The organism is Neobacillus citreus (genome assembly GCF_018343545.2).
In the GTDB taxonomy this organism is placed as follows: domain Bacteria; phylum Bacillota; class Bacilli; order Bacillales; family Cytobacillaceae; genus Neobacillus; species Neobacillus citreus.
The window spans coordinates 42,470-62,751 of sequence record NZ_JAGYPE020000032.1; the positions used below are offsets into that span (position 1 = coordinate 42,470).

General features: G+C 45.1%; 16 protein-coding genes. 8 read left to right on the forward strand and 8 right to left on the reverse strand.

The window, feature by feature from the left end:
- Positions 1-33 precede the first annotated feature (33 nt).
- Positions 34-1,026, forward strand: coding sequence for a zinc-binding dehydrogenase (locus KHB02_RS17080; protein WP_213144037.1), 993 nt, complete (start codon positions 34-36; stop codon positions 1,024-1,026).
- 246 nt (positions 1,027-1,272) lie between these two features.
- Here KHB02_RS17080 and KHB02_RS17085 read toward each other — a convergent pair whose 3' ends face one another.
- The 4 genes from KHB02_RS17085 to KHB02_RS17100 all read right to left on the reverse strand — a co-directional run bounded on the left by KHB02_RS17085 (position 1,273) and on the right by KHB02_RS17100 (position 5,946).
- Positions 1,273-2,460: an aminotransferase gene (locus KHB02_RS17085; RefSeq protein WP_213144038.1), complete on the reverse strand. Its 1,188-nt coding sequence runs from the start codon at positions 2,458-2,460 to the stop codon at positions 1,273-1,275.
- Positions 2,457-2,960 (reverse strand): Lrp/AsnC family transcriptional regulator, encoded by a 504-nt coding sequence (locus tag KHB02_RS17090; protein ID WP_213144039.1) that lies wholly within the window; start codon positions 2,958-2,960, stop codon positions 2,457-2,459. Before KHB02_RS17090 ends, KHB02_RS17085 begins: the two co-directional genes overlap by 4 nt.
- Before the next feature lie 168 nt (positions 2,961-3,128).
- Entirely contained in the window at positions 3,129-3,938 is an 810-nt protein-coding gene (locus KHB02_RS17095; protein ID WP_213144040.1) for an N-acetylmuramoyl-L-alanine amidase, read from the reverse strand.
- Between the two features lie 355 nt (positions 3,939-4,293).
- A complete protein-coding gene (locus KHB02_RS17100) occupies positions 4,294-5,946 on the reverse strand; it encodes an N-acetylmuramoyl-L-alanine amidase (protein WP_241113916.1) in 1,653 nt (550 codons plus the stop codon).
- A gap of 221 nt (positions 5,947-6,167) precedes the next feature.
- Between KHB02_RS17100 and galE the strand changes: the two genes are divergently transcribed.
- On the forward strand, positions 6,168-7,139 hold the full coding sequence (galE, locus tag KHB02_RS17105) for a UDP-glucose 4-epimerase GalE (protein ID WP_213144482.1): 972 nt from the start codon (positions 6,168-6,170) through the stop codon (positions 7,137-7,139).
- 110 nt (positions 7,140-7,249) lie between these two features.
- Here galE and KHB02_RS17110 read toward each other — a convergent pair whose 3' ends face one another.
- Entirely contained in the window at positions 7,250-8,548 is a 1,299-nt protein-coding gene (locus tag KHB02_RS17110) for an NCS2 family permease (RefSeq protein ID WP_213144041.1), read from the reverse strand.
- 269 nt (positions 8,549-8,817) lie between these two features.
- Between KHB02_RS17110 and KHB02_RS17115 the strand changes: the two genes are divergently transcribed.
- The 3 genes from KHB02_RS17115 (at position 8,818) to KHB02_RS17125 (ending at position 10,846) form a co-directional block, all read left to right on the forward strand.
- A complete protein-coding gene (locus KHB02_RS17115; protein WP_213144042.1) occupies positions 8,818-9,279 on the forward strand; it encodes a hypothetical protein in 462 nt (153 codons plus the stop codon).
- Between the two features lie 162 nt (positions 9,280-9,441).
- Complete coding sequence (locus KHB02_RS17120) at positions 9,442-9,882, forward strand: NUDIX hydrolase (protein WP_213144043.1); 441 nt, start codon at positions 9,442-9,444, stop codon at positions 9,880-9,882.
- Positions 9,883-9,970: 88 nt separating this feature from the next.
- Complete coding sequence (locus KHB02_RS17125; protein WP_213144044.1) at positions 9,971-10,846, forward strand: ADP-ribosylglycohydrolase family protein; 876 nt, start codon at positions 9,971-9,973, stop codon at positions 10,844-10,846.
- Positions 10,847-10,913: 67 nt separating this feature from the next.
- On the opposite strand, the gene KHB02_RS17130 is transcribed toward KHB02_RS17125, so the two are convergent.
- Positions 10,914-11,333: a VanZ family protein gene (locus KHB02_RS17130; protein ID WP_213144045.1), complete on the reverse strand. Its 420-nt coding sequence runs from the start codon at positions 11,331-11,333 to the stop codon at positions 10,914-10,916.
- 180 nt (positions 11,334-11,513) lie between these two features.
- Between KHB02_RS17130 and KHB02_RS17135 the strand changes: the two genes are divergently transcribed.
- Positions 11,514-13,469, forward strand: coding sequence for a bifunctional 2',3'-cyclic-nucleotide 2'-phosphodiesterase/3'-nucleotidase (locus KHB02_RS17135; RefSeq protein ID WP_213144046.1), 1,956 nt, complete (start codon positions 11,514-11,516; stop codon positions 13,467-13,469).
- Between the two features lie 208 nt (positions 13,470-13,677).
- Here KHB02_RS17135 and KHB02_RS17140 read toward each other — a convergent pair whose 3' ends face one another.
- Complete coding sequence (locus tag KHB02_RS17140; protein ID WP_213144047.1) at positions 13,678-17,220, reverse strand: bifunctional 2',3'-cyclic-nucleotide 2'-phosphodiesterase/3'-nucleotidase; 3,543 nt, start codon at positions 17,218-17,220, stop codon at positions 13,678-13,680.
- A 331-nt stretch (positions 17,221-17,551) separates the two neighbouring features.
- Here KHB02_RS17140 and KHB02_RS17145 point away from each other — a divergent pair, with 331 nt between their 5' ends.
- On the forward strand, positions 17,552-18,388 hold the full coding sequence (locus KHB02_RS17145) for a YitT family protein (protein WP_213144048.1): 837 nt from the start codon (positions 17,552-17,554) through the stop codon (positions 18,386-18,388).
- A 161-nt stretch (positions 18,389-18,549) separates the two neighbouring features.
- Complete coding sequence (locus KHB02_RS17150; RefSeq protein ID WP_213144049.1) at positions 18,550-18,903, forward strand: coiled-coil domain-containing protein; 354 nt, start codon at positions 18,550-18,552, stop codon at positions 18,901-18,903.
- A 239-nt stretch (positions 18,904-19,142) separates the two neighbouring features.
- Here the strand turns inward: KHB02_RS17150 and KHB02_RS17155 are convergent.
- Positions 19,143-20,282 (reverse strand): molybdopterin-containing oxidoreductase family protein (locus tag KHB02_RS17155; RefSeq protein WP_241113917.1); only part of this gene is annotated, 1,140 nt, incomplete at its 5' end.

Consider the following 20,282-nt stretch of genomic DNA (forward strand, 5'->3'; position numbering starts at 1 on the left):
TTTTATAAAAAAATTTGGAATGGAGTGAGGAAAATGAAGGCAGTTGTGCATGCGGATAGGGCTGGTTTTGAGGGACTGGCTGTTCGTGAAATGGAAGAGTTGAAGCCGGGATTTGGTGAGGTACGGGTTAAGTTAAAAACGGCAGGCCTCAATCATCGCGATTTGTTCGTGCTTGTGCGCCATAAACCGACGGACCCGCCGCTCATCATCGGATCGGACGGCGCCGGTGTGGTTGATGCGGTCGGTGAGGGAGTTGTTGATGTCAAGGTCGGCGATGAGGTGCTGGTCAATCCTAGCCTTGGCTGGAAGGAAAAGAGCGATGCACCCCCGGCAGGGTTTGAAATTCTTGGCCTCCCGTTCCATGGAACCTTTGCTGAGCAGGTAGTCGTTCCAGCCGATAACGTTGCTTTGAAACCTGGCTATTTAAGCTGGGAGGAGGCAGGTGTGCTATCATTAGCGGCGCTGACAGCCTACCGAGCTTTATTTACACAGGGCCAGGTGCGCGAAGGGATGAAGGTATTGATCCCCGGCATCGGCAGCGGAGTTGCGACTCTATTACTGCAGTTTGCCAAAGCGGCAGGAGCGGTTGTGTATGTGACTTCCCGTTCGTTAGAAAAATGTCAGAAGGCTTTAGAGCTTGGTGCGGATCAGGCGTTTGACAGCAATGAAGAATGGGAGCAGGCGCTTGGCGGCGAAAAAATGGATCTTGTCATCGAATGCGTCGGTGCAGCAACCTTTAATAAGTCATTGAAGCAGCTCCGACCGGGCGGAACGATTGTGACTTTTGGAGCTTCGGCGGGTGATGTCGTCGAATTCAACCTGCGCGACTTTTTCTATGGCCAGTACAAGTTGTTTGGCTCCACTTTGGGCAGCGGCGAGGAATACAAGGAAATGCTTGAGTTTGTAACGAAGCATGAAATTAAGCCAGTGGTTGACCGGATGTACTCATTAGAGGAGTTTGGCTCGGCCTTCGAGCGGATGGAAAAGGCGGAGCAGTTAGGCAAAATTGGGTTTTATATTGGATAATATTTTAGTAAAGTGCCTGGTACCTGCTTTTTGTGCGGTAGCAGGCATTTTTTTTGGAAAAAATAATACCTGTTTTGGGCACTTCTAAAGGCGTTTGGCGAATAACTTTTAAAAATCGGCGAATATCCTGACCAATTTGGCGAATAAACTCCGAAACCCAGCGAATATCAGGTTAATTCCGGCAAATAAAGTTCGACAACAATTAGAAAGGGCAGGTTCCCAATGAACCTGCCCGAACCTTTATAATTATTTCACCATAGCCCCAACTCTACGCTCCACAAACCGCTGCATTCGCTTTAAAGCTTCTTGCAGCTGTTCCATCGAAGTTGCATAGGAGCAGCGGATATACCCTTCACCGCTTTCCCCGAAGGCATTGCCTGGTACAACGGCGACTTTTTCCTCTATCAGGAGCTCCTCAGCAAACTGCTCGGAACTTAGGCCGGTCGCCTTAATTGATGGGAACACGTAAAAGGCCCCGCCTGGAATATGGCAGTCCAGCCCGATATTGTTCAACGTGTCCACTACATAATTACGGCGGCGGCGATAGCTGTTTCGCATCGCTTCAACCTCATGGTATGTGTTGCGCAGTGCCTCAATGGCCCCGTGCTGAAGCATATGCGGCGCACACATGGTCGTGTATTGGTGAATTTTTAGCATATGCCCGACAAACTCAGCAGGAGCTGCCAAGAATCCCAGCCTCCAGCCTGTCATCGCAAAGCCTTTGGAAAAACCGTTAATTAAAATTGTCCGCTCATACATGCCTTCTATCGCAGCGAAGCTTGTAAATTCCTCGTCATAGGTTAGTTCGGCGTAAATTTCGTCGGAAACGACAATCAGGTCATGTTTTATGATCGTCGCGGCGATTTCTTTCAGATCTTCACGCGTTAAAGCCGTACCAGTTGGATTGTTTGGCGAACAGATTAAAATAGCTTTTGTTTTTTCCGTGATCGCCGCTTCAATTTGCTGGGCCGTGATTTTAAAGCCGTTTTCAGGTGAGGTGGATACAGGGATTGGTATCCCGCCCGCCAATGCCACCAATGGTGCGTAAGAAACGAACGACGGTTCTACGATAAGGACTTCATCGCCAGGGTTTACAATCGCCCGAAAGGCAATGTCGATTGCCTCGCTTGCCCCAACAGTGACGATGATTTGGTTAACGGGATTGTATTCCACGTTAAAGCCTCTCTGTAGATAGGCTGCAATTTCCTCACGCAGCTCCAGCAAGCCGGCGTTTGCCGTATAGGAGGTGAAGCCTTGTTCGATGGATAATATCGTTGCTTCACGCACGTTCCAAGGTGTAATGAAGTCCGGTTCCCCGACACCTAGCGAAATAACGCCCTCCATACCGGCGGCCAAATCGAAAAATTTCCGTATTGCTGATGGCTTAAGTTCTCTAGCTGTATGTGAAAGATAGTTCGAAATGTCATTGCTCATGGTGTAACCACCATTCTGCGGTCTTTTTCGTCGCCGCTGTCAAAACGAACGCCATCATGCTTGTATTTTTTCAACATGAAATGAGTGGTCGTAGAAACAACACTTTCAATTGGCGATAATTTTGCCGAAACAAAGGAAGCGACTTCGTGCATTGTTCTTCCTTCGACAGTAATGGATAAATCGTAGGCACCTGACATCAGATACAAGGAAGATACCTCAGGAAAACGGGCGATTCTTTGAGCCACTTCGTCAAATCCTACCCCGCGCTTTGGTGTGACCTTTACGTCAATCATGGCAATAGTATGTTCCTGCCCCTCAACCTTGCTCCAGTTGATCAAAGTTGGGTAACTCATGATGACTTTTTGCTCTTCCAGCTTTTTGATCGTTTCGCGGACTTTCTCCTCGCTGCTCATGACCATGGACGCGATGGTCGCCGTTGAAATTTTGTGGTTCTCTTCAATGATTTTTAGAATTTCAATTTCTTCACTATTAAGCTTCATAAGGGGGTACCTCCTAAACTAGCTAAACTTAAAAAATCCTACCTATGATTTTAATCCTTCTCTGCATGAAAGTCACTCCCAAATACTGTTATACAACAAATATATTGTGCTAGCACAAAAAAAGCCCGCTCCATAAGGGGGGCTGCCTGTTCTTATTAAATTACTTGCTTATTCCACTGAAATGAACACATCCGGAAATCCGGCATTTTTAATGGCGTTCATCCGCTCTTCAGCATTTTCACGGCTGGAGAAGGCCCCGGCCTGAGCCCGGTACCAAGTTGTTCCGCTGATCACAACGGTAACAACGAACGCCTCAAAACCCTTCGAGTGCAGCAATGCCACCTGCTTGTCCGCATTTTCTTGGGACTGGAACGAGCCGGCGATTACTTTGTAAAGTGTGCTGGTGTTGGGCGGTGGGGCAGAGGCTGATTTTGCCTGTAAATTAAAAGCCTTGGCAAGCCCGTTTGCATGGCCTTGAGCGACATCTTGGCGCCACGATGACTGTTTCATTAGCGCAGCATCATGCGCATTCGTAATAAAGCCGTTTTCCGACAGCATTGCCGGCATGGCCGATTCGCGGAGGACATGGAAGTTTGCCTTTTTCATTCCGCGGTCAATCAGTTGGTTCATTTTAACGACTTCCCCATGGATAATTTCGCGGGACTTTGCCGTTTGCGAGGAATCTGACAGGCCGTTATAAATATAATCCTCGTATCCTTGGGCAGCGCTTGAAGCGGAATTAATGTGAATCGACAAATAATAATCGGCTCCCCAGGCATTTGCCTCGTTCGTCCTTGCCTTCAAGCCTTTCGAGATATCGCTTTCCCGGCTCATTTTTACTTCAACATTTTCAAATTGATTGATTAAAATGCTGCGCAGTCTAAGCGAGATATCGAGCGTCACATCCTTCTCATTCAAGCCATTGCCCTGGGCGCCAGGGTCGGTGCCTCCGTGGCCTGGATCAAGATAAATTTTCACTTCTTTACCTCCATTCTGAACTTCACCTATATCTTATGAAAAAAAGTTGGACAAGGTTCGGGCCGGTGTCTGCCAGCTGTTTACCCTCTCCATCTTTTATTTATAAAAAAAGCCCCCAAAAGGGCAGGCTGTGGAAAAAATTATTTTATAAGCATCCATTGTAAAAAAGAAAAACCCTTTTATAAAAAGGGCTCAAAACAATCTAATCAAACGTTTGAAGAGGAAATATGCTTTCAGCTTTGAAAAAATCAGTAAATCAATCAACTCTTATGGCTTCCAATTAGATAATGCAGACTATGAAAATAGGGGAAACTACTGCTCTTTTTCCCCAAACGTTTAATTAGCGGTAAATTCCTTAATATGGAATATCCTTTTGGATACTATCCAAATTTTGAATCGAGAAATTCACCATCCGTTTATACAGGTTTAAAACCGACTGACCATACGTGGTTCCCGGTACGGCCCACTTGCCATTTAAGGACGTCCATGTCGGACCTGAACCCCTATTGACAAGGTGGAATCGAGGGTCCACTAATGGGTATTGGTTTGGCAGTGGATTCGTGGTCGCATAGGCGAACAAGTGCTGCAGGTGAGCGATTACCCCTTCTTCAGGTGTTTGGAAGCTGGCACCTGGATTGTCAGGACCGGTTGCTCCGATGCCGGCGAAGTTGTCCTGCCCCGGCTTGACGACGCCAGTGAATCGGAAGAAGTTTGTCTCGTGAACGGCCTGTGCAAATGCGACGTCTCCGCGAATTCCGTAATATTCGCCATATTTTAGATAAAGACTTCCCAAATCGGGGGCGCTTGGATTGACTGTTTTTACAAATCGGTTCATATGCTCTGGAGAAAGGAAGGTTGGTCCGAAAATAGAGTTAATAGTTGAATCTTGGACAGGGGCGCTCGGGGCTTCAATGACTGTTTCAGAGCCGCTGCTTGTTTCAGAATCGCCGCCTAATGCAGTACCGTTATTCGGGTCAGCGGTGCCGGATGGGGCCGCTTCACTCCCTTCATTTGTGACACTGCCAGTACTAGAACCGACTTCTGGACTAGGAGCATTACCCGAAGAATTGCTGTCAGACGCCCCGGAATTATCCGGTGTCCTGCTTGTTCCTCCTGTCGGGCTTGTGGCAGTTACGCCGCCTCCTTCGATGATAATGAAGGAATCATTAAATCCGGCAATTTGCACAACTTTCAAGCGCTGTTCGGCGTTTTCCCGGTTCGCGAAAGCACCTATTTGGACGCGGTACCAGGTCCCACCTGAAATGTTTGTAATATCCACAAAGGCATCAAATCCCATGGACCGAAGTTTGGCGACGCGATCGTCTGCATTTTCTCTTGATTTGAAGGAACCGGAATAGACCTTGAAGAGGGTTCCGGACACGGGAGTTGACGGCGCCGGCGCTGGCTGAGCGGCAGGAGCAGGTGTTGGGGCGGGCTGCGGCGCTGGTGCAGGTTTGTTTTTTCGAACAAGATTAAAGGCTGCTGCAAGACCGTTCGCATGACCTTGAGCGACCTTCTGCCGCCACGCATCTTGCTTCATTAGGGCTGAATCATGAGCGTTAGAGATAAAGCCATTTTCCGTTAAGACGGCTTCCATATTGGACTCACGCAGCACATGGTAATTGGCCTGCCTCGTGCCGCGGTCAATTAACTCGTTTACCTTCATTACCTCTGCATGAATGATACCTTGGATCTGGGCTGTTCGTGAGGACCTAGAAAGGCCGTTATAAATATAGTCCTCATAACCTTGGGCGGAAGCGCCCGCTGAATTGATATGAATTGACAGGTAAAAGTCTGCGCCCCAAGCATTCGCCTCGCTTGTCCGGGCACCCAGGCTTTTGGTAATATCACTTTCACGACTCATTTTGACCGATACATTTTCAAACTGATTGACTAAAATGGAGCGCAGCTTCAATGCAATATCCAAGGTGACATCCTTCTCATTTAGACCGTTTCCTTGAGCGCCAGGGTCGTTTCCGCCATGCCCCGGGTCTAAATAAATCTTCATTTCATCTCCTCCATTTCACTTATTATCATATATATCCTATGGCAAGAGTTTGAATTGGTTCGGGCCTAGTACATTGTGCCTGTGTTCCCGATTTTCTGGGCAAGGAGTACTTTTTGTAAAGTTTTTTGGAAAAAGGCTAAGAAACCGAAAATGGGGCATCATTTTTTTAATAATGGTATAATACATAAGTCACGTGAATCTTATATAAGGGGAAATGAATGATGATCCTTGTTGTAGGCGGCGCAGGTTATATTGGCAGCCATCTTGTGAAAGAACTAGTTGAAAAAGACGAGGTAGTCGTATTGGACAACCTGTCTACCGGCCATCGCGATGCCGTTGACAGCCAGGCGATTTTTGTAAAAGGCGACCTTGGCAATGAAGAAGATTTGGACATGATTTTTCATAGTTATCCGATACAGGCCGTGATGCATTTTGCGGCAAACAGCCTCGTTGGCGAGTCAGTCGTCGACCCAATGAAATATTATCAGAACAACTTTGCTTCTACTTTAACTTTATTAAAGGTTATGATGAAACACAATGTAACAAACTTTATTTTTTCATCCACAGCGGCTACATACGGGATTCCGAATGTGGACATCATCGATGAATCAACGCCGACGGCACCAATCAATCCGTATGGCCATTCAAAGTTGATGATTGAGCAGATTTTGGCTGATTTTTCAAAAGCCTATGATTTACATTATGTTGTGCTGCGCTATTTTAATGCTGCAGGAGCACATGAATCAGCTGTAATTGGGGAAAGCCATGATCCGGAAACACACTTGATTCCGATTATTCTGCAGCAGCTGCTGGGTCAGCGGGAAAAGATTTCTGTTTTCGGTTCCGATTACGATACCGAGGACGGCACATGTATCCGTGATTATATTCATGTTACCGATTTGGCTTCTGCTCATATTCTTGCACTTGAAGCGCTGTTATCTGAAGAGAAAACTGCGGAGATTTACAATCTCGGCAACGGGCTCGGATACTCAGTTAAAGAAGTAATTGAAACGTGCGAACGAGTAACAGGCGTGAAGGCCAACGTCGAAATGGCTGACCGCCGCGCCGGCGACCCAGCAAGACTAGTTGCATCTTCCGATAAGATATTCAACGAACTCGGCTGGAAAGCAGAACGCAACCTAGAACGCATCATCGCCGACGCCTGGAACTGGCACCAGGAGCAGCGATACTGATGCATGGGGACGGTTCTTTTGCCTCATTTTGAATAGAACGCATCAAATTAAAAAAGTCCAATTCGCATCGATTCATCAGCGGATTGGACTTTTTTGCATATTGGCGTTTTTTAATGCTGTAAAAAGGCAAGCTGGATGAAGAACAGCACCGCAAAAACATAGACAAGCGGGTGTACGTCACGCCCTTTTCCTTTGACCAATTTTAACAGCGGATAGCTGATAAAACCAAGGGCGATACCAGTTGAAATGCTCGAAGTGAGCGGCATGGCCAAAATCGTCAAGAAAGCAGGGAACGCTTCCTCAAGCTCGCCCCAGCGGATTTTTGCAATGTTCCCCATCATCAGGCTTCCGACAATAATCAACGCCGGAGATGTAATCGCCGAAATCCCGGATACAGCCCCGACTAGCGGCCCAAAGAAAGCGGACAAGATAAACAGTACGGCAACCGTAAGAGTGGTCAAGCCAGTCCGGCCGCCGGCGGCAACCCCGGATGTTGACTCAATATAGGCCGTGGTTGGGCTCGTCCCAAACATTGCCCCAATTGCAGTAGCCACGGAGTCAGACAGCAAAGCGTGACGTGCCCGCGGCAGCTTGTCACCCTTCATTAATCCCGCCTGGTTTGCAACCCCGACCATCGTTCCGGTTGTGTCAAAAATCGTTACTAAAATGAAAGAAAAAACGACCGCATAAAGGCTGTGATGAACGACATCGCCAAGCGCTGTAATGGGATTGGCGACCATCAACCCTTCTGGAAGTGAAGGGAAGGATAGGAAACCTTTATCAAAAGAAAGCTGTCCGGTGAAAAAGGCAAGAATTCCGGTGATAATCATCCCGAAAAATAAAGCCCCGTTCACTCTTAAAACCATAAGTATCAGAGTAACGGCAAGTCCTAAAGTCGTTAACAGAGCAGATGCAGAATGAAGATTGCCGAGACGGACTAGATTGACTGGATCTGCTACGATGATTTTGGTTAGCCGCAGGCCGATAAAAGCGATAAACAGACCAATCCCGGCGGTAATTCCATGCTTCAGATTCTCCGGAATGGCTTCAATTAATTTTTCCCTAAGGGGAGTTAATGACAAGATAACAAAAATAATACCGGCCACAAAAACAGCCGCAAAGGCGGTAGTGTAACTGATGTGCTGACCGCCGACAACGGAATAGGCAAAGTAGGCGTTCAGCCCCATTCCTGGCGCGATGGCGATTGGATAATTGGCGAACAGCGCCATCCAAAGACAGCCCACAACAGTAGCTAAAATAGTGGCAGTGAAAACCTGATCAAACGGCACGCCTGCATCAGCAAGAATAACCGGGTTTACCACGACGATATACACCATCGTGAAGAATGTAGTGATCCCTGCAAGCACTTCTGTTCTTATGTTTGTACCATTTTCTGTAAGTCTAAACATCTTAGTTCCTCCAAAACACGAACAATATAATAAATACTTTATAATATTATTCGCATTTAAATAAACTTGCAATAGGTAATTTTATATTTCCCATACATTTAAATGATTATTATAAGGCTGTCAACAAAGGTGTCAGTAACCGTCCGTGGACAAATGTACGCTCAGGGTGGACACTTGTCCCGGCGGCGCCTGGTCTAAAGTGCTACTATTTGGACGTGTTAAGACATATTCTTTGGTATAAAGGCTTTTCCATCGTAAAGGAGTGCATCATGAGGAGAAGAAATGTACCAGTAAAAGGACTGTTTATGGGGATTTTGTTGATAGCTGCGGTTTTGATGCTGGTGAGATGTGTTTTTGTTTCATCGGACCAGGCAGTAGCTGTGGTGAATGAGTTTTATCAATATGAGCAGCAGGGTGATTTCGCCAGTTCCTGGGCGCTGTTCCATTCCGAGATGAAGAAAAGATTTGGCAAAGGCGCCTATATTCAGGATCGGGCCCATGTATTTATGAATCATTTCGGGGTTGAAACATTTACCTACACTCTAGATAGCTCTGAGAAACTTGATAAATGGAAAATGTCCAAAACGGGCCCAACCTTCAAAAATATATACAAAATCCTCGTCACACAAACCTATAAAGGAAAATACGGAAACTTTGATCTCAAACAAGAGGTATTCATTGTTAAAGAAAAAGAAGAGTGGAAGATACTATGGGATTACAACGGGCAGTAGTTTCTAGTTTCAGGCACCGCTAGTAGACATTGTCCGCCTCAGGCGGACAGTTTTCCCGGCTGTGCCTGTATTGCTTTTTAGTTTGTCCTTTAGTATGGAGGAATGTAATAGATGTTTCCCGAATTAAGAACAATAAATATAATCAATAAACTGGAGGTTTGAATGGGGTATATAGAAGATTTACGGCAAATTGTTGGAACACGGCCGCTGATATTGGTCGGTGCCTGTGTGGGGGCACTCGATAACCAGGGAAGGCTTCTTCTCCAAAAAAGATCCAACCGAATGTGGGGGCTGCCTGGTGGTTTGCTGGAACTAGGTGAGTCAGCGGAAGAAGCGGCAAGACGCGAAGTATTCGAAGAAACGGGAGTCGAGATTGGCGAACTCGAGCTGGCCGGGGTCTTCTCGGGAAAGCAGTATTTTGTCGAGCTACCAAATGGCGACCAATTCTATCCCGTCACGATTGCATACAAATCAAAAGATATTAAAAACGCAAATATCAAAATTGACGGCCATGAAACACTAGATGCTGGATTTTTTGACATCGGAAATCTCCCAGAAAATACAAGCCCGTTAGTTGCTAGCATTATTAACAAGTTTGGATGATGCATGGGGACGGTTCTTATGCATCATTTCCGTGGCGTAAGCGCCCCACTCATGCACCATATCTTTTAATGAACGAAGAGGTGAAGTTATGTTAGATAAAATTAAAGGCGCCCTTTTCGGTCTGGCCATTGGCGACGCTCTGGGCGGCACGACCGAATTTTTAACAAGCGAAGAAATTCGCAGAAAATATGGAAAGGTGACGGAGATTATCGGCGGCGGGGTCTGGAACCTTGAAAAGGGAGAAACGACTGATGATACGGCCATGACAGTGGCTGTTGCAAAAGGAATCCTAAAAGACCCAGAAACCCCAATCGAATCAATAGGGGAAGAATTTTTAAAATGGTATGCTACAAATCCTAAAGATATTGGCAACATCATTCGTGCGGTTTTAAGTACATACAGCGGGGGCAGCTGGGCAACCGCTGCCGAAAAAGCACACTACCATTATCTTGGCGGTAAATCTGCAGGCAATGGCACGTTAATGCGCTGCCTGCCTGTCGCATTAGCCTACCGGGACCTCGAAAAAGTTGAAGAGGTGACAAGGGAACAATCTAAAATGACACATTACGACTCCTTAGCCGATGAAGCTTGTGTCATCTATAACCGAGTCGCCTATCACGTCCTTCATGGAGCAGGGCTGAAGGAGGCTATTCAAGCCGAAATCAAGGGAACCATCTATGAACCTGCCTTAAATGGACAAAGGCCCACACCCCCGCCGGATGGTTTCGTTGTAAACACCATGTATTGGGTTTTATACTGGCTTCTCAACTGCGAATCCTTCTTGGACGTTGTGATTGGTGCGGCCAACGAAGGGTATGACACGGACACAGTCGCCGCCATCGCAGGCGGATTAGCGGGTTTAGCTTATGGCTATAAAGAGCTGCCACGAGGGTACTGTGATGTATTGCTTGTAAAGGACGATCTAGAAGAGCTAGGATTAAATCTCTATGAATTAGTCAAATAGAAATAGGCTGAGTCAATTTAAACAAGAATAAAAAAGCTGGTCAAACCCTAGTGGGATGGCCAACTTTTTATTTAAAATGAATATCTCTAGATTGCTGTCTAGGTATAAAGCCGCTAACAAAAAGCGCGATAAAAACGCCGGCGGAATCAAACCCAATATCAAACAGTCTGCCATCGCGGGTAAAGTATAATTGTAGAATCTCCGTGAATACCCCGTAGGAAATGGCCAGAATCAGCGCCACCCCTTTCGCTTGAAACCGTGATTGGAGCAGCAGTGCCAGGATGAAGAATGCAGTGAAATGCCCCGCTTTTTGAAGCAGAAAATCACCGCTAAGGTGGGATGGCAATGGCTCTAGGAACACGGATAGGTCTGGATGAAGGTCCCACTCAAACCGAATCTCCCCAAACCGTATGAATTGATCAAAGCTATATGTACACGTAGAAACAAAAATGGCTCCCGCACAAAGTAGGATTAGTAAAACCCTCATAAAAGTGCCTCCTCTAGCCCCCATTTTGGTCTTCAGGAATTTATTTTATACTCGCTTAGACTTGCTGATGGCCCTGGTTTCCCTTAAATTTCTCCATTTTAATTCATATTCTAAATCATTCTACAAATACTATTTTTGTTTGTATGATTTTTTGACAGGTAAGGGGAGGATTTTTCTTTAATGAAGAGGATAACGTTTGTGGCTGTCTTGTTGCTCTTGATAGCCGGGCAGCTCACAGGTCATATTTTTCCGAAATTAGCCAACGCAGTAAGGGAGGATCCTGCGGTTCAATTACGCCTGCTTGAAACCACCGATTTGCATGTGTTTTTAGCAAACTATGATTATTACCAGACAAAAGAAGATAACAAGGTGGGGCTGGTAAAAACGTCCACCTTGATAAAACAAGCCCGTAGCGAGGTAAAAAACTCATTGCTTTTTGACAACGGAGATAATATTCAAGGGAATCCCTTGGGTGATTATGTCGCAAAGGTAAGAGGGCTAAAAGACGGTGATGTCCACCCGGTTACAAGAGCCTTTAATATGCTCGGGTACGATGCGGTTACTGTCGGTAATCATGAGTTTAATTATGGGCTGGACTTTCTAACCCGTGCCTTTGAAGGGGCGAAAATGCCGATAGTCAACGCCAATGTGTACGACGCCGTTACTGGCAAACATTATTTTGAACCCTATGTTATTTTTAATAAAAAAGTGATTGATGATGAAGGTCAAAATCATGTCATTAAAGTAGGGGTGATTGGCTTTGTACCGCCCCAAATCATGGAATGGGATAAAGCTAATTTAGAGGGTAAGGTTACCACCAAGTCGATTGTAGAGTCTGCGAAAAAATTTGTCCCGGAAATGAAAAAGAAGGGAGCAGACGTGATTGTGGCGCTTGCCCACACGGGAATCAGTGCTGAACCCTATTCACCTGACATGGAAAATGCAGCCTACTACTTAACACAAATCAGAGGCATCGACGCCGTATTTACCGGGCATTCGCATAACTTTTTCCCCGGTCCGCTTTATGCGAATCTGCCAAATACCAATCTTGAAAAAGGAACTATCTACGGTAAACCAGTCGTGATGGCGGGTTCGTTCGGAAGCCATTTGGGTGTCATTGACCTTAAGTTGCAAAAAATTCGTGGAAAATGGGCGGTGGCTGGCGGCACGAGCACCTTCAGACCGATTGCCGATGAAAAAGGCAATTCTCTTGTGGCAACTGATGAAGCGTTAATGAAAGAAATCTTACCGGAGCATATCGGTACGATTGATTACGTCAACCAGCCGATTGGCGAGACTACCGCACCGATTTTTAGTTATTTTTCCCTTGTTCAGGATGACCCGTCCGTGCAAATTGTCAACAATGCGCAAACGGAGTATTTGGTTGAAAAATTAAAGGATCCAACCTACAGCAAATTTGCAGGTATTCCAGTCCTTTCTGCGGCAGCGCCATTTAAAGCCGGCGGACGCGGCGGGTCAAGCTATTACACTGATATCCCTGAAGGAACCTTGGCTATCAAAAATGTCGCTGACTTGTATTTGTATCCGAATACACTTAACGCTGTGTTAGTGAATGGTGCTCAGCTAAAGGATTGGCTCGAAATGAGCGCGGGGCAATTCAACCAGTTGAATCCGGCAGCGGGAGGCGAGCAGCAGCTGATTAATCCAGATTTCCGGTCCTATAATTTTGATATCATAGACGGTGTTCAGTACCAGGTGGATGTGACCAAGCCTGCGAAATATGATTATAACGGGAAACTGATTAATCCGAACTCCAGTCGAATCGTGAACTTAACTTGTCAGGGCAAACCGGTTACAGCTGACCAGAAGTTTATTGTTGCGACAAACAACTACCGGGCATCTAGCAAAACCTTCCCGGGGGTTAGCCAGGGTGAAGTCATTCTTCAGTCGCCGGATGAAAACCGTCAAATCATCACGAACTATATTCGTGAAAACAAAACGATTAATCCGTCTGCGGATCAGAACTGGTCAATTGCGAGATTCCAAGGCACAGTGGTTCCTGTATTTGAATCCTCGCCAAGAGCGCAGGATTATACGAAGCTATTTAAAAATATTCAATACATCGGACCATCGAGTGGCGGGTTTGCGAAGTATTCAATCGATTTAACAGATTAGTTCTATTTTGTAAGGCCCTTTGTCATTTTAAGGTATGACAAAGGGCTATTTTTTGTCTAAAAAACCTTGTTGTTACCAAAAAAGTTCTAAGGAATGTCGTGAGGATAACGGATTTCGTCGTGAGATTCAAAAATTATGTAGTGAGGCACAAAAAAGCAGTCTAACCAGGGGGGACCCCAAGTCAGACTGCTTTACATATCTAAAACAATTATTGTGTCACTCTCTGGATTCGTCCCTCGCCCTTAAATTCAAATGATTTTGGCAGGGATTTGACAAAGTCGACTGTTGCTTGTAAATCCTCAGGGCCTACTTCTAAACCTGTTGAAAGTGCTCCAATACCATAGCTAGCGTTGCCATACATATAGTTATTGACAACAACGGAATACTCTTTCGCTGGATCTATTTTGCTGCCATCCGGCAAGAAGATGTCGACAACCTGTCCAGTTCCAGCGGTGCTGTCATAAGTGTAGGTATACTTGAATCCTGCAATATGGAAGTCAAGACCTTTTGTAGTAATTTGCTTGTTCAATACTTCTCGCAAATCGGCACCGCTAAGGTTGATTTTATTTAACACATTGCCAAATGGCTGAATGGAGAATAAGTCACCAAAGGTAACCTCGCCAGCATCTAAATTAGCACGAACTCCGCCGCCATTCATTAAAGCAAAGTCACTGTTCATAGCAACTTTCATACCATCGGCAATTAAGTTGCCCAGTCCATTGTCGCCAAATTCTGTCGATACAGACGGGTAAGCTTTTATTAAGGTCGTTGCAGAATTCCCTACTACTTCGGCCTTAATTGGGGCAATTTGATCTTCATACTTTTTCATAATCGCTGAAACTTCAGGATCAGGAGTGTAATCAGATTGATAAACCGTTACAATTTCCGCCTCTTTTTTTACAATATCACCTGTTTCAGGATTAATCACAAGATCCACATCTGAGAAGGCAGAGCCATATGAATAAGCTTGGACAATTAGCTTGTTATCTACTACTTTGTCATTATAAACATGATTATGGGCTGCAAAGATAACATCCACTTCATCGTCAACGTTTTCGGCAATTCTTGAAGCATCGAATGCATCGGTATAGCCGTTTTGAATGGCAGGATTATGGGCAAGCACCACGATAGCTTCAATGCCTTGTGCTTTTAATTCCGCTGTGTATTTGTTTATGGCTTCAGCTTCATCGGTAATTTGCAGATTTTCATTTCCTTTGGTCACGATCATATCCGGAGTTTCCTGTGTAATGACTCCGATAAAACCAATTTTTATCCCGCTCACTTCTTTAACTGTATAAGGGGAGGTGATTAATTGACCTGTTGATTTGTCATAAGCATTTGCTGCTACTACAGGAAAATTCATGCCATCATAACCCGGAGTTCCTTTACCTCCAGGATGCTCGCCGCCATTTATCATCCGGCGCAGCTCGGCAATACCTTCGTCAAATTCATGGTTTCCAAGAGCTCCAACATCCATGCCCAATGACTCCAATACTTCAACAGTTGGTTCATCTTGAAAAAGGGCAGAAATGAGCGGGCTGCCACCAATCATATCTCCAGAATTTACGAGCAAGGTATTTGTATTTGTGGCCTCGCGCTGACGGAGCGCTGCAGCAGTGTACTCCATACTTCCCGCTAAAACACTTTGGCCGTTTCTTGTTAGTTTTGTATCTGTATCAAGCTGGCCGTGTAAATCATTTAAACCGAGGAGTTGAACATTTACTGGCGTGAAGCCAATGTCTAATTTAAAAATACCGAAGCCTGCTGGATCTGTTTTTCCAGTATAGGTAATATTGCCGCCACCTGTAGTATATTTCTCAGCAACTGGCGAAGATGTAAAAGTCACGTTCACGTTTCCAGGGATTGGTGCAATGGACCAGTTATTATCAGCTGTTGGTGTGATTACTTGCTTTTCTGAGATATAATCCATTAAAACTTGGCGGTTTTCATCAGCAGAGTCAATAACGAGTTCAGCACCCTTAAGACCAGGGAAGTTACCGCCGCCACCAGCGCGATAGTTGTTAGTTACCACGATAAAGTCTTGGTTTGGATCGACAGGCTGACCGTTGTAAGTAAGATTTACTACACGGCTTGAGTTGGGATTAATAACATTTCCTGCCGGATCGTATTTAGCTGGTGCAGTTACATCTATTTGATAGTTAACCCCATCAATGACGTCAAAGTTATAAACCGGAAACGAAGGATTTAATAGAGCTTGTTCTTCTGTTTTACTAGGATCAATAGTATTGTATTTCCCAGCGGTCATTTCAATCCATTCTTTAACAACAGAGCCTTTGACTTTAACAGCTTTCAAAGTATTGTCATACAGATATAAATCACCTGCACTGCGTATTGTTAAATCGCCTGCATTAATTTCTGTATATTCAGCCACTCCATTACGGCCTGCTTTGAAAGGTGCGCCAACAGAAAGAATTGGCAGGTTTTGAAGCTCAGGTTTGTTGTTAGCAATGTACTTTTCCGCATACCATTTTTGTGCATTTGTCACTACCTGGATAGATGGGTCATCCTGGACAAGCGCAAAATAGCTGAAAATATCATCTGTAGTTTTTCCAATTGGAGTGTTGACGTATTTTACGGTTACTTCATGGTCCGCCTTCACCGCATCCACGATGGATTGAACAGGCTTTACCTGTGTTGGCGAAGAAATTTCGCGTGTTAAAGACTGAGAATCCGCCACTGACCATTTGCCCTTAACTTTTACAAGGTCAAGGTCGATAATTCCTAATGAACCGCCGCCATAACCAGCTTGAACCGCCGGAACTCCGTTGATGGTTCCTTTGACATTATCCACACCAGGAAGCGGGTTACCGTCGGGACCTTTGAACAATCCATCTAAAGACTTAAGATCCTTTGCTGGGAACAACTTATGTGTATGCGAGAAAGTAATCGCATCAATTCCAGGAACTTCACTTAAAGCATAAATAACATCTTCCGTGTTGGCTTTATTTCCGCTGAAGCCGGAGTGCGTCATTGCAATAATGACATCAGCACCTTCTTCGCGCATTTGCGGAATAAATTTCTTGGCAGTGTCCACGATATTTTTCGTAATAATCTTGCCATCTAGATTGGCCTTGTCCCAATCGTTGATTTGCGGAGGTACAAAGCCGATAAAGCCAACCTTAATCACATGCTTCTTGCCTTGCTCATCAACGACTTTTTTGTTGATAATTCTATAAGGAGTAAATTTGTTGACGTCATTCTCCGGATTATTGTCATGGTCATCGACATAAACGTTGGCGTTAACAAACGGGAAATTCGCATCATCGTAAGCTTCATCTAAAAAATCAAGCCCGTAGTTGAATTCGTGATTACCTAAGGTGGCCATGTCATAGCCCATTTGGTTCATCGCTTTGAAGACCGGGTGAACCTGGCCATCCTTTAACGGTTCTATTTTTGCAAAGTAGGTACCGAGCGGAGTCCCTTGAATCAAGTCACCGTTATCGACCAAAAGACTGTTTTCTACTTCTTTACGGGCATCCTTTACAAGTGCGGCAGTACTTGCCAGTCCAACCTTTAAGTATTCTGCATTTTTGTAATAGTCATAGTTAAGTAAATTGGTATGCAGATCGGTCGTTTCCATTAGACGCAGTTCTACCTTTGGATTGGCATTGCTGTTTTTCGGGGCTGCCGCACCAGCTTTTACTGTTGGAAAAAATGGAACGGTAACAAGTGAAACGGCAAGTGCTGCGGATAAAAATTTCTTTGCTTTAGTTATTTTTCTCTTTTTCAACCAAGTCGCCCTCCTAGTAATCTATCATTTTGCTTCTGGAAAATGGAATCCCCCCTAAAAAAGAGTCTATGTACCAATTCGTTCTTATTGAAGGACGAAACTAGCACTATTAAAAAAAATACGTTCTTAATTGAGGTTTTATGTCCTTTTTTAGGTAGTTCTTCCTTATTTTTCACCCAAGCTTTTCCATCATAAAAAACTTTTTCAAGTTTCGTAAGGGAAGAAAGTCGTAGGTCTAAAAGTACCTAAAAGGTAAATTTCTATTACTCATAAACAATTACGAGAATTTGTTGTATTCTATTAGAAAGTACTTATGCAAAGGACGGCAATTGTGATGAAAAAAACCGCAAAGGATATGCTATATATTTTTCTCGGCGCCCTTATTTTTGCGATAGGGGTGAATTATTTTACCATCCCAAACCATCTCTCCGAAGGGGGTATTTTAGGGATCACGATAGTGGCTCACTATTTGTTTGGCTGGTCGCCAGGTGTTGTGAACTTCGTATTAAATGCCGTGCTGATCCTAGTCGGGTATAAATTCTTTGAAAAAAGAGCCTTCGTTTATACGCTAATTTCACTTGCAGCCTGTTCAGGGTTTTTATTTTTAACAGAGGATATAGGAAGAAAGCTGACGGAGGATACCCTGCTTGCCTCGTTGTTTGCCGGATTGCTGGTGGGGGCAGGTTTGGGCTTCATTTTTCGCGCGGGAGGAACATCCGGAGGCACGACTATTTTGGCAAGACTAGCGAATCAATTTTTTGGCTGGAGCATAGGAAAAGCGATGCTTATCATTGACATTGTCGTGGTGGCAGGGTCGATATTCATCATCGGCTTGGAAAAAGCGATGTTCACACTGCTGATTGTCTATGTCGGAGCGAAAGCGATAGATTTCATCGTCGAAGGTCTCGATGAACGGGTAGCTGTGTTAATAATTTCTAATTTGCCGGAAGTGGTTTTAGCTGGCATCACAGAAAAAATGTCGCGCGGCCTCACCGTCCTCGAAGGATATGGTGGCTACACTGGTCAGAAGAAAGAAGTCCTCTACATTGTCATCAACAAACAAGAAATCGTCCAACTTAAAAACATCATCGCTGACATCGACCCAAACGCCTACGTCACTGTCCACAATGTCCACGAAATGATGGGGAAAGGGTACAAGGCAGGATAGGTGTCAGCCACGGTGCATGGATAAATTGGCGTTTTGTCCACGTGAGATGGACACTGACAGAATGTTGTATGATATGTGATAGTTCGACAGGTTTACTGTTTTTGGCATAGTAATCAAAGGGATATAGGAGTATAATTTTTTAGAAAAGGGAGGTGATTGTGATGGATGGGAAACGATTTGACAGGTTAGAAGAAATGCTTTCTAATTTGATTGGAATGGTAGGCGGGATTAAAACTGAACTGTCAGATTTACGAGGGGAACAGCAAGGAATAAAAGCAGAATTGTCGGAATTACGAGGGGAACAGCAAGGAATAAAAGTAGAACTGTCAGAATTACGAAGTGAACAACAAGGGATAAAAGCAGAACTTTCGGAAATGCGTGCCGAAAACCAAAAACAATTTGCGGAAATTCATGCTAAGCTAACCGACATGCAGGCAGACCAAGACCATATTTGGGAAAAGGCAGCTAGAAATGAACGGGAACTGGCGAAACTCAAAATACATCTTCAGTTATAATCTCTTCAATATAATATCTGCATATGCGACCCGTAACATTTTTCAATTAGGAACCTCATGATTATCAAAAAATCAGCCTTTAAAAAAAGGAAGTGTCCTCATTCTTTAGAATTTGGAAACTTCCTTTTATTATAATTTACAGAGAGTTGTAAGATGGGGCATTTATGGTGTCAGGCACCACGCGTGGACAAATTGACGTGTTGTCCACGTGGGGCGGACATTTTGTATGTTTTTACAGCTCATTGTAGTTTTTCGACTGCTACCCTGCCGGAGAAGAAGGTGGCGCCGCCGCCCATATCGGCAATTCGGTCGGGAGTGAGGATGTTTACTAAGTGCTTTGTTTCTGTTTTTACCGTTGCGTCCGATATCCCGGTTTCATCTGCCCATAATCCCTGGGTCACAACGACTCCCGAAAGAACGCTGTCCCCGACAGCGGCTTTCAGCTCAATCTCGCCGCGATGATTCCAGACCCGGACCTGTTCACCATCTTCAATCCCCAGCCGCGCTGCATCCTCCCAATTCATAAAAAGAAGCGGCTCCTTTTCCAAAGAAACATGCTTATCGTTGTTAGAGAAAGTCGAGTTCAGAAAATTATGGTTCGGCCCCGGGACAAATTGAAATGGAAACTCCCCGCCATCGTCCACCAACGGAACATAGGTTGGCAGCGCCGGGTACCCGTCCTTCTTCATCCGCTCCGAATATAATTCGATTTTCCCACTTGGTGTCGGCAGCCTGCCCGGGAATAACGGCAAAACATTCGCCTTCATATAATGGAGCTCTGCCAGAAACTCGTAGCTCACACCGCTCAAATAAGGATTCTGCGGGTTATCGAGCGCACCCCTAATCATTTCCGCTTCCGTCTCAGTAAACGCATTATCCGTAAAGCCCATTCGCTCAGCGAGCAGTCGGAACACCTCGACATTTGACTTAGCCTCGCCGAACGGTTCGATGACAGGCAGCTGCAGCTGCACAAAATGATGCCAGTACGAAGTATAGAAATCGGTGTTTTCAAACGACGATGTCGCCGGAAGTACGATATCCGCATACTTGGCCGTTTCTGTTAAAAATAAATCGTGCACGACGGTAAACAGGTCTTCACGGGCAAGCCCTTCACGCACCTTCTTGCTTGAAGGAGCCACAACCGCCGGGTTCGATCCGTATACATATAGAGAATTCACCGGTGGGTCAAGCGTTAGCAGGGCATCGCCAAGCAAATTCATGTTCACACTGCGTGTGTTTTTATTTTTCAAAAAATCAGGCCGTTGCAGCCTTGCTGCATTATGGGCAAGGTAGCCCGAATTGCCTTTGATGGCGCCGCCGCCCTTTACAAGCCACTGGCCAGTCAACGCCGGCAGGCAGGAAACAGTCCGGACAAACAT

Bases quoted from the DNA above. Each gene is read 5' to 3' on its own strand.
- KHB02_RS17080 (WP_213144037.1), top strand. From the start codon at position 34: ATGAAGGCAGTTGTGCATGCGGATAGGGCTGGTTTTGAGGGACTGGCT.
- KHB02_RS17085 (WP_213144038.1), bottom strand. From the start codon at position 2,460: ATGAGCAATGACATTTCGAACTATCTTTCACATACAGCTAGAGAACTT.
- KHB02_RS17090 (WP_213144039.1), bottom strand. From the start codon at position 2,960: ATGAAGCTTAATAGTGAAGAAATTGAAATTCTAAAAATCATTGAAGAG.
- KHB02_RS17100 (WP_241113916.1), bottom strand. From the start codon at position 5,946: ATGAAGATTTATTTAGACCCGGGGCATGGCGGAAACGACCCTGGCGCT.
- galE (WP_213144482.1), top strand. From the start codon at position 6,168: ATGATCCTTGTTGTAGGCGGCGCAGGTTATATTGGCAGCCATCTTGTG.
- KHB02_RS17110 (WP_213144041.1), bottom strand. From the start codon at position 8,548: ATGTTTAGACTTACAGAAAATGGTACAAACATAAGAACAGAAGTGCTT.
- KHB02_RS17115 (WP_213144042.1), top strand. From the start codon at position 8,818: ATGAGGAGAAGAAATGTACCAGTAAAAGGACTGTTTATGGGGATTTTG.
- KHB02_RS17120 (WP_213144043.1), top strand. From the start codon at position 9,442: ATGGGGTATATAGAAGATTTACGGCAAATTGTTGGAACACGGCCGCTG.
- KHB02_RS17125 (WP_213144044.1), top strand. From the start codon at position 9,971: ATGTTAGATAAAATTAAAGGCGCCCTTTTCGGTCTGGCCATTGGCGAC.
- KHB02_RS17130 (WP_213144045.1), bottom strand. From the start codon at position 11,333: ATGAGGGTTTTACTAATCCTACTTTGTGCGGGAGCCATTTTTGTTTCT.
- KHB02_RS17135 (WP_213144046.1), top strand. From the start codon at position 11,514: ATGAAGAGGATAACGTTTGTGGCTGTCTTGTTGCTCTTGATAGCCGGG.
- KHB02_RS17150 (WP_213144049.1), top strand. From the start codon at position 18,550: ATGGATGGGAAACGATTTGACAGGTTAGAAGAAATGCTTTCTAATTTG.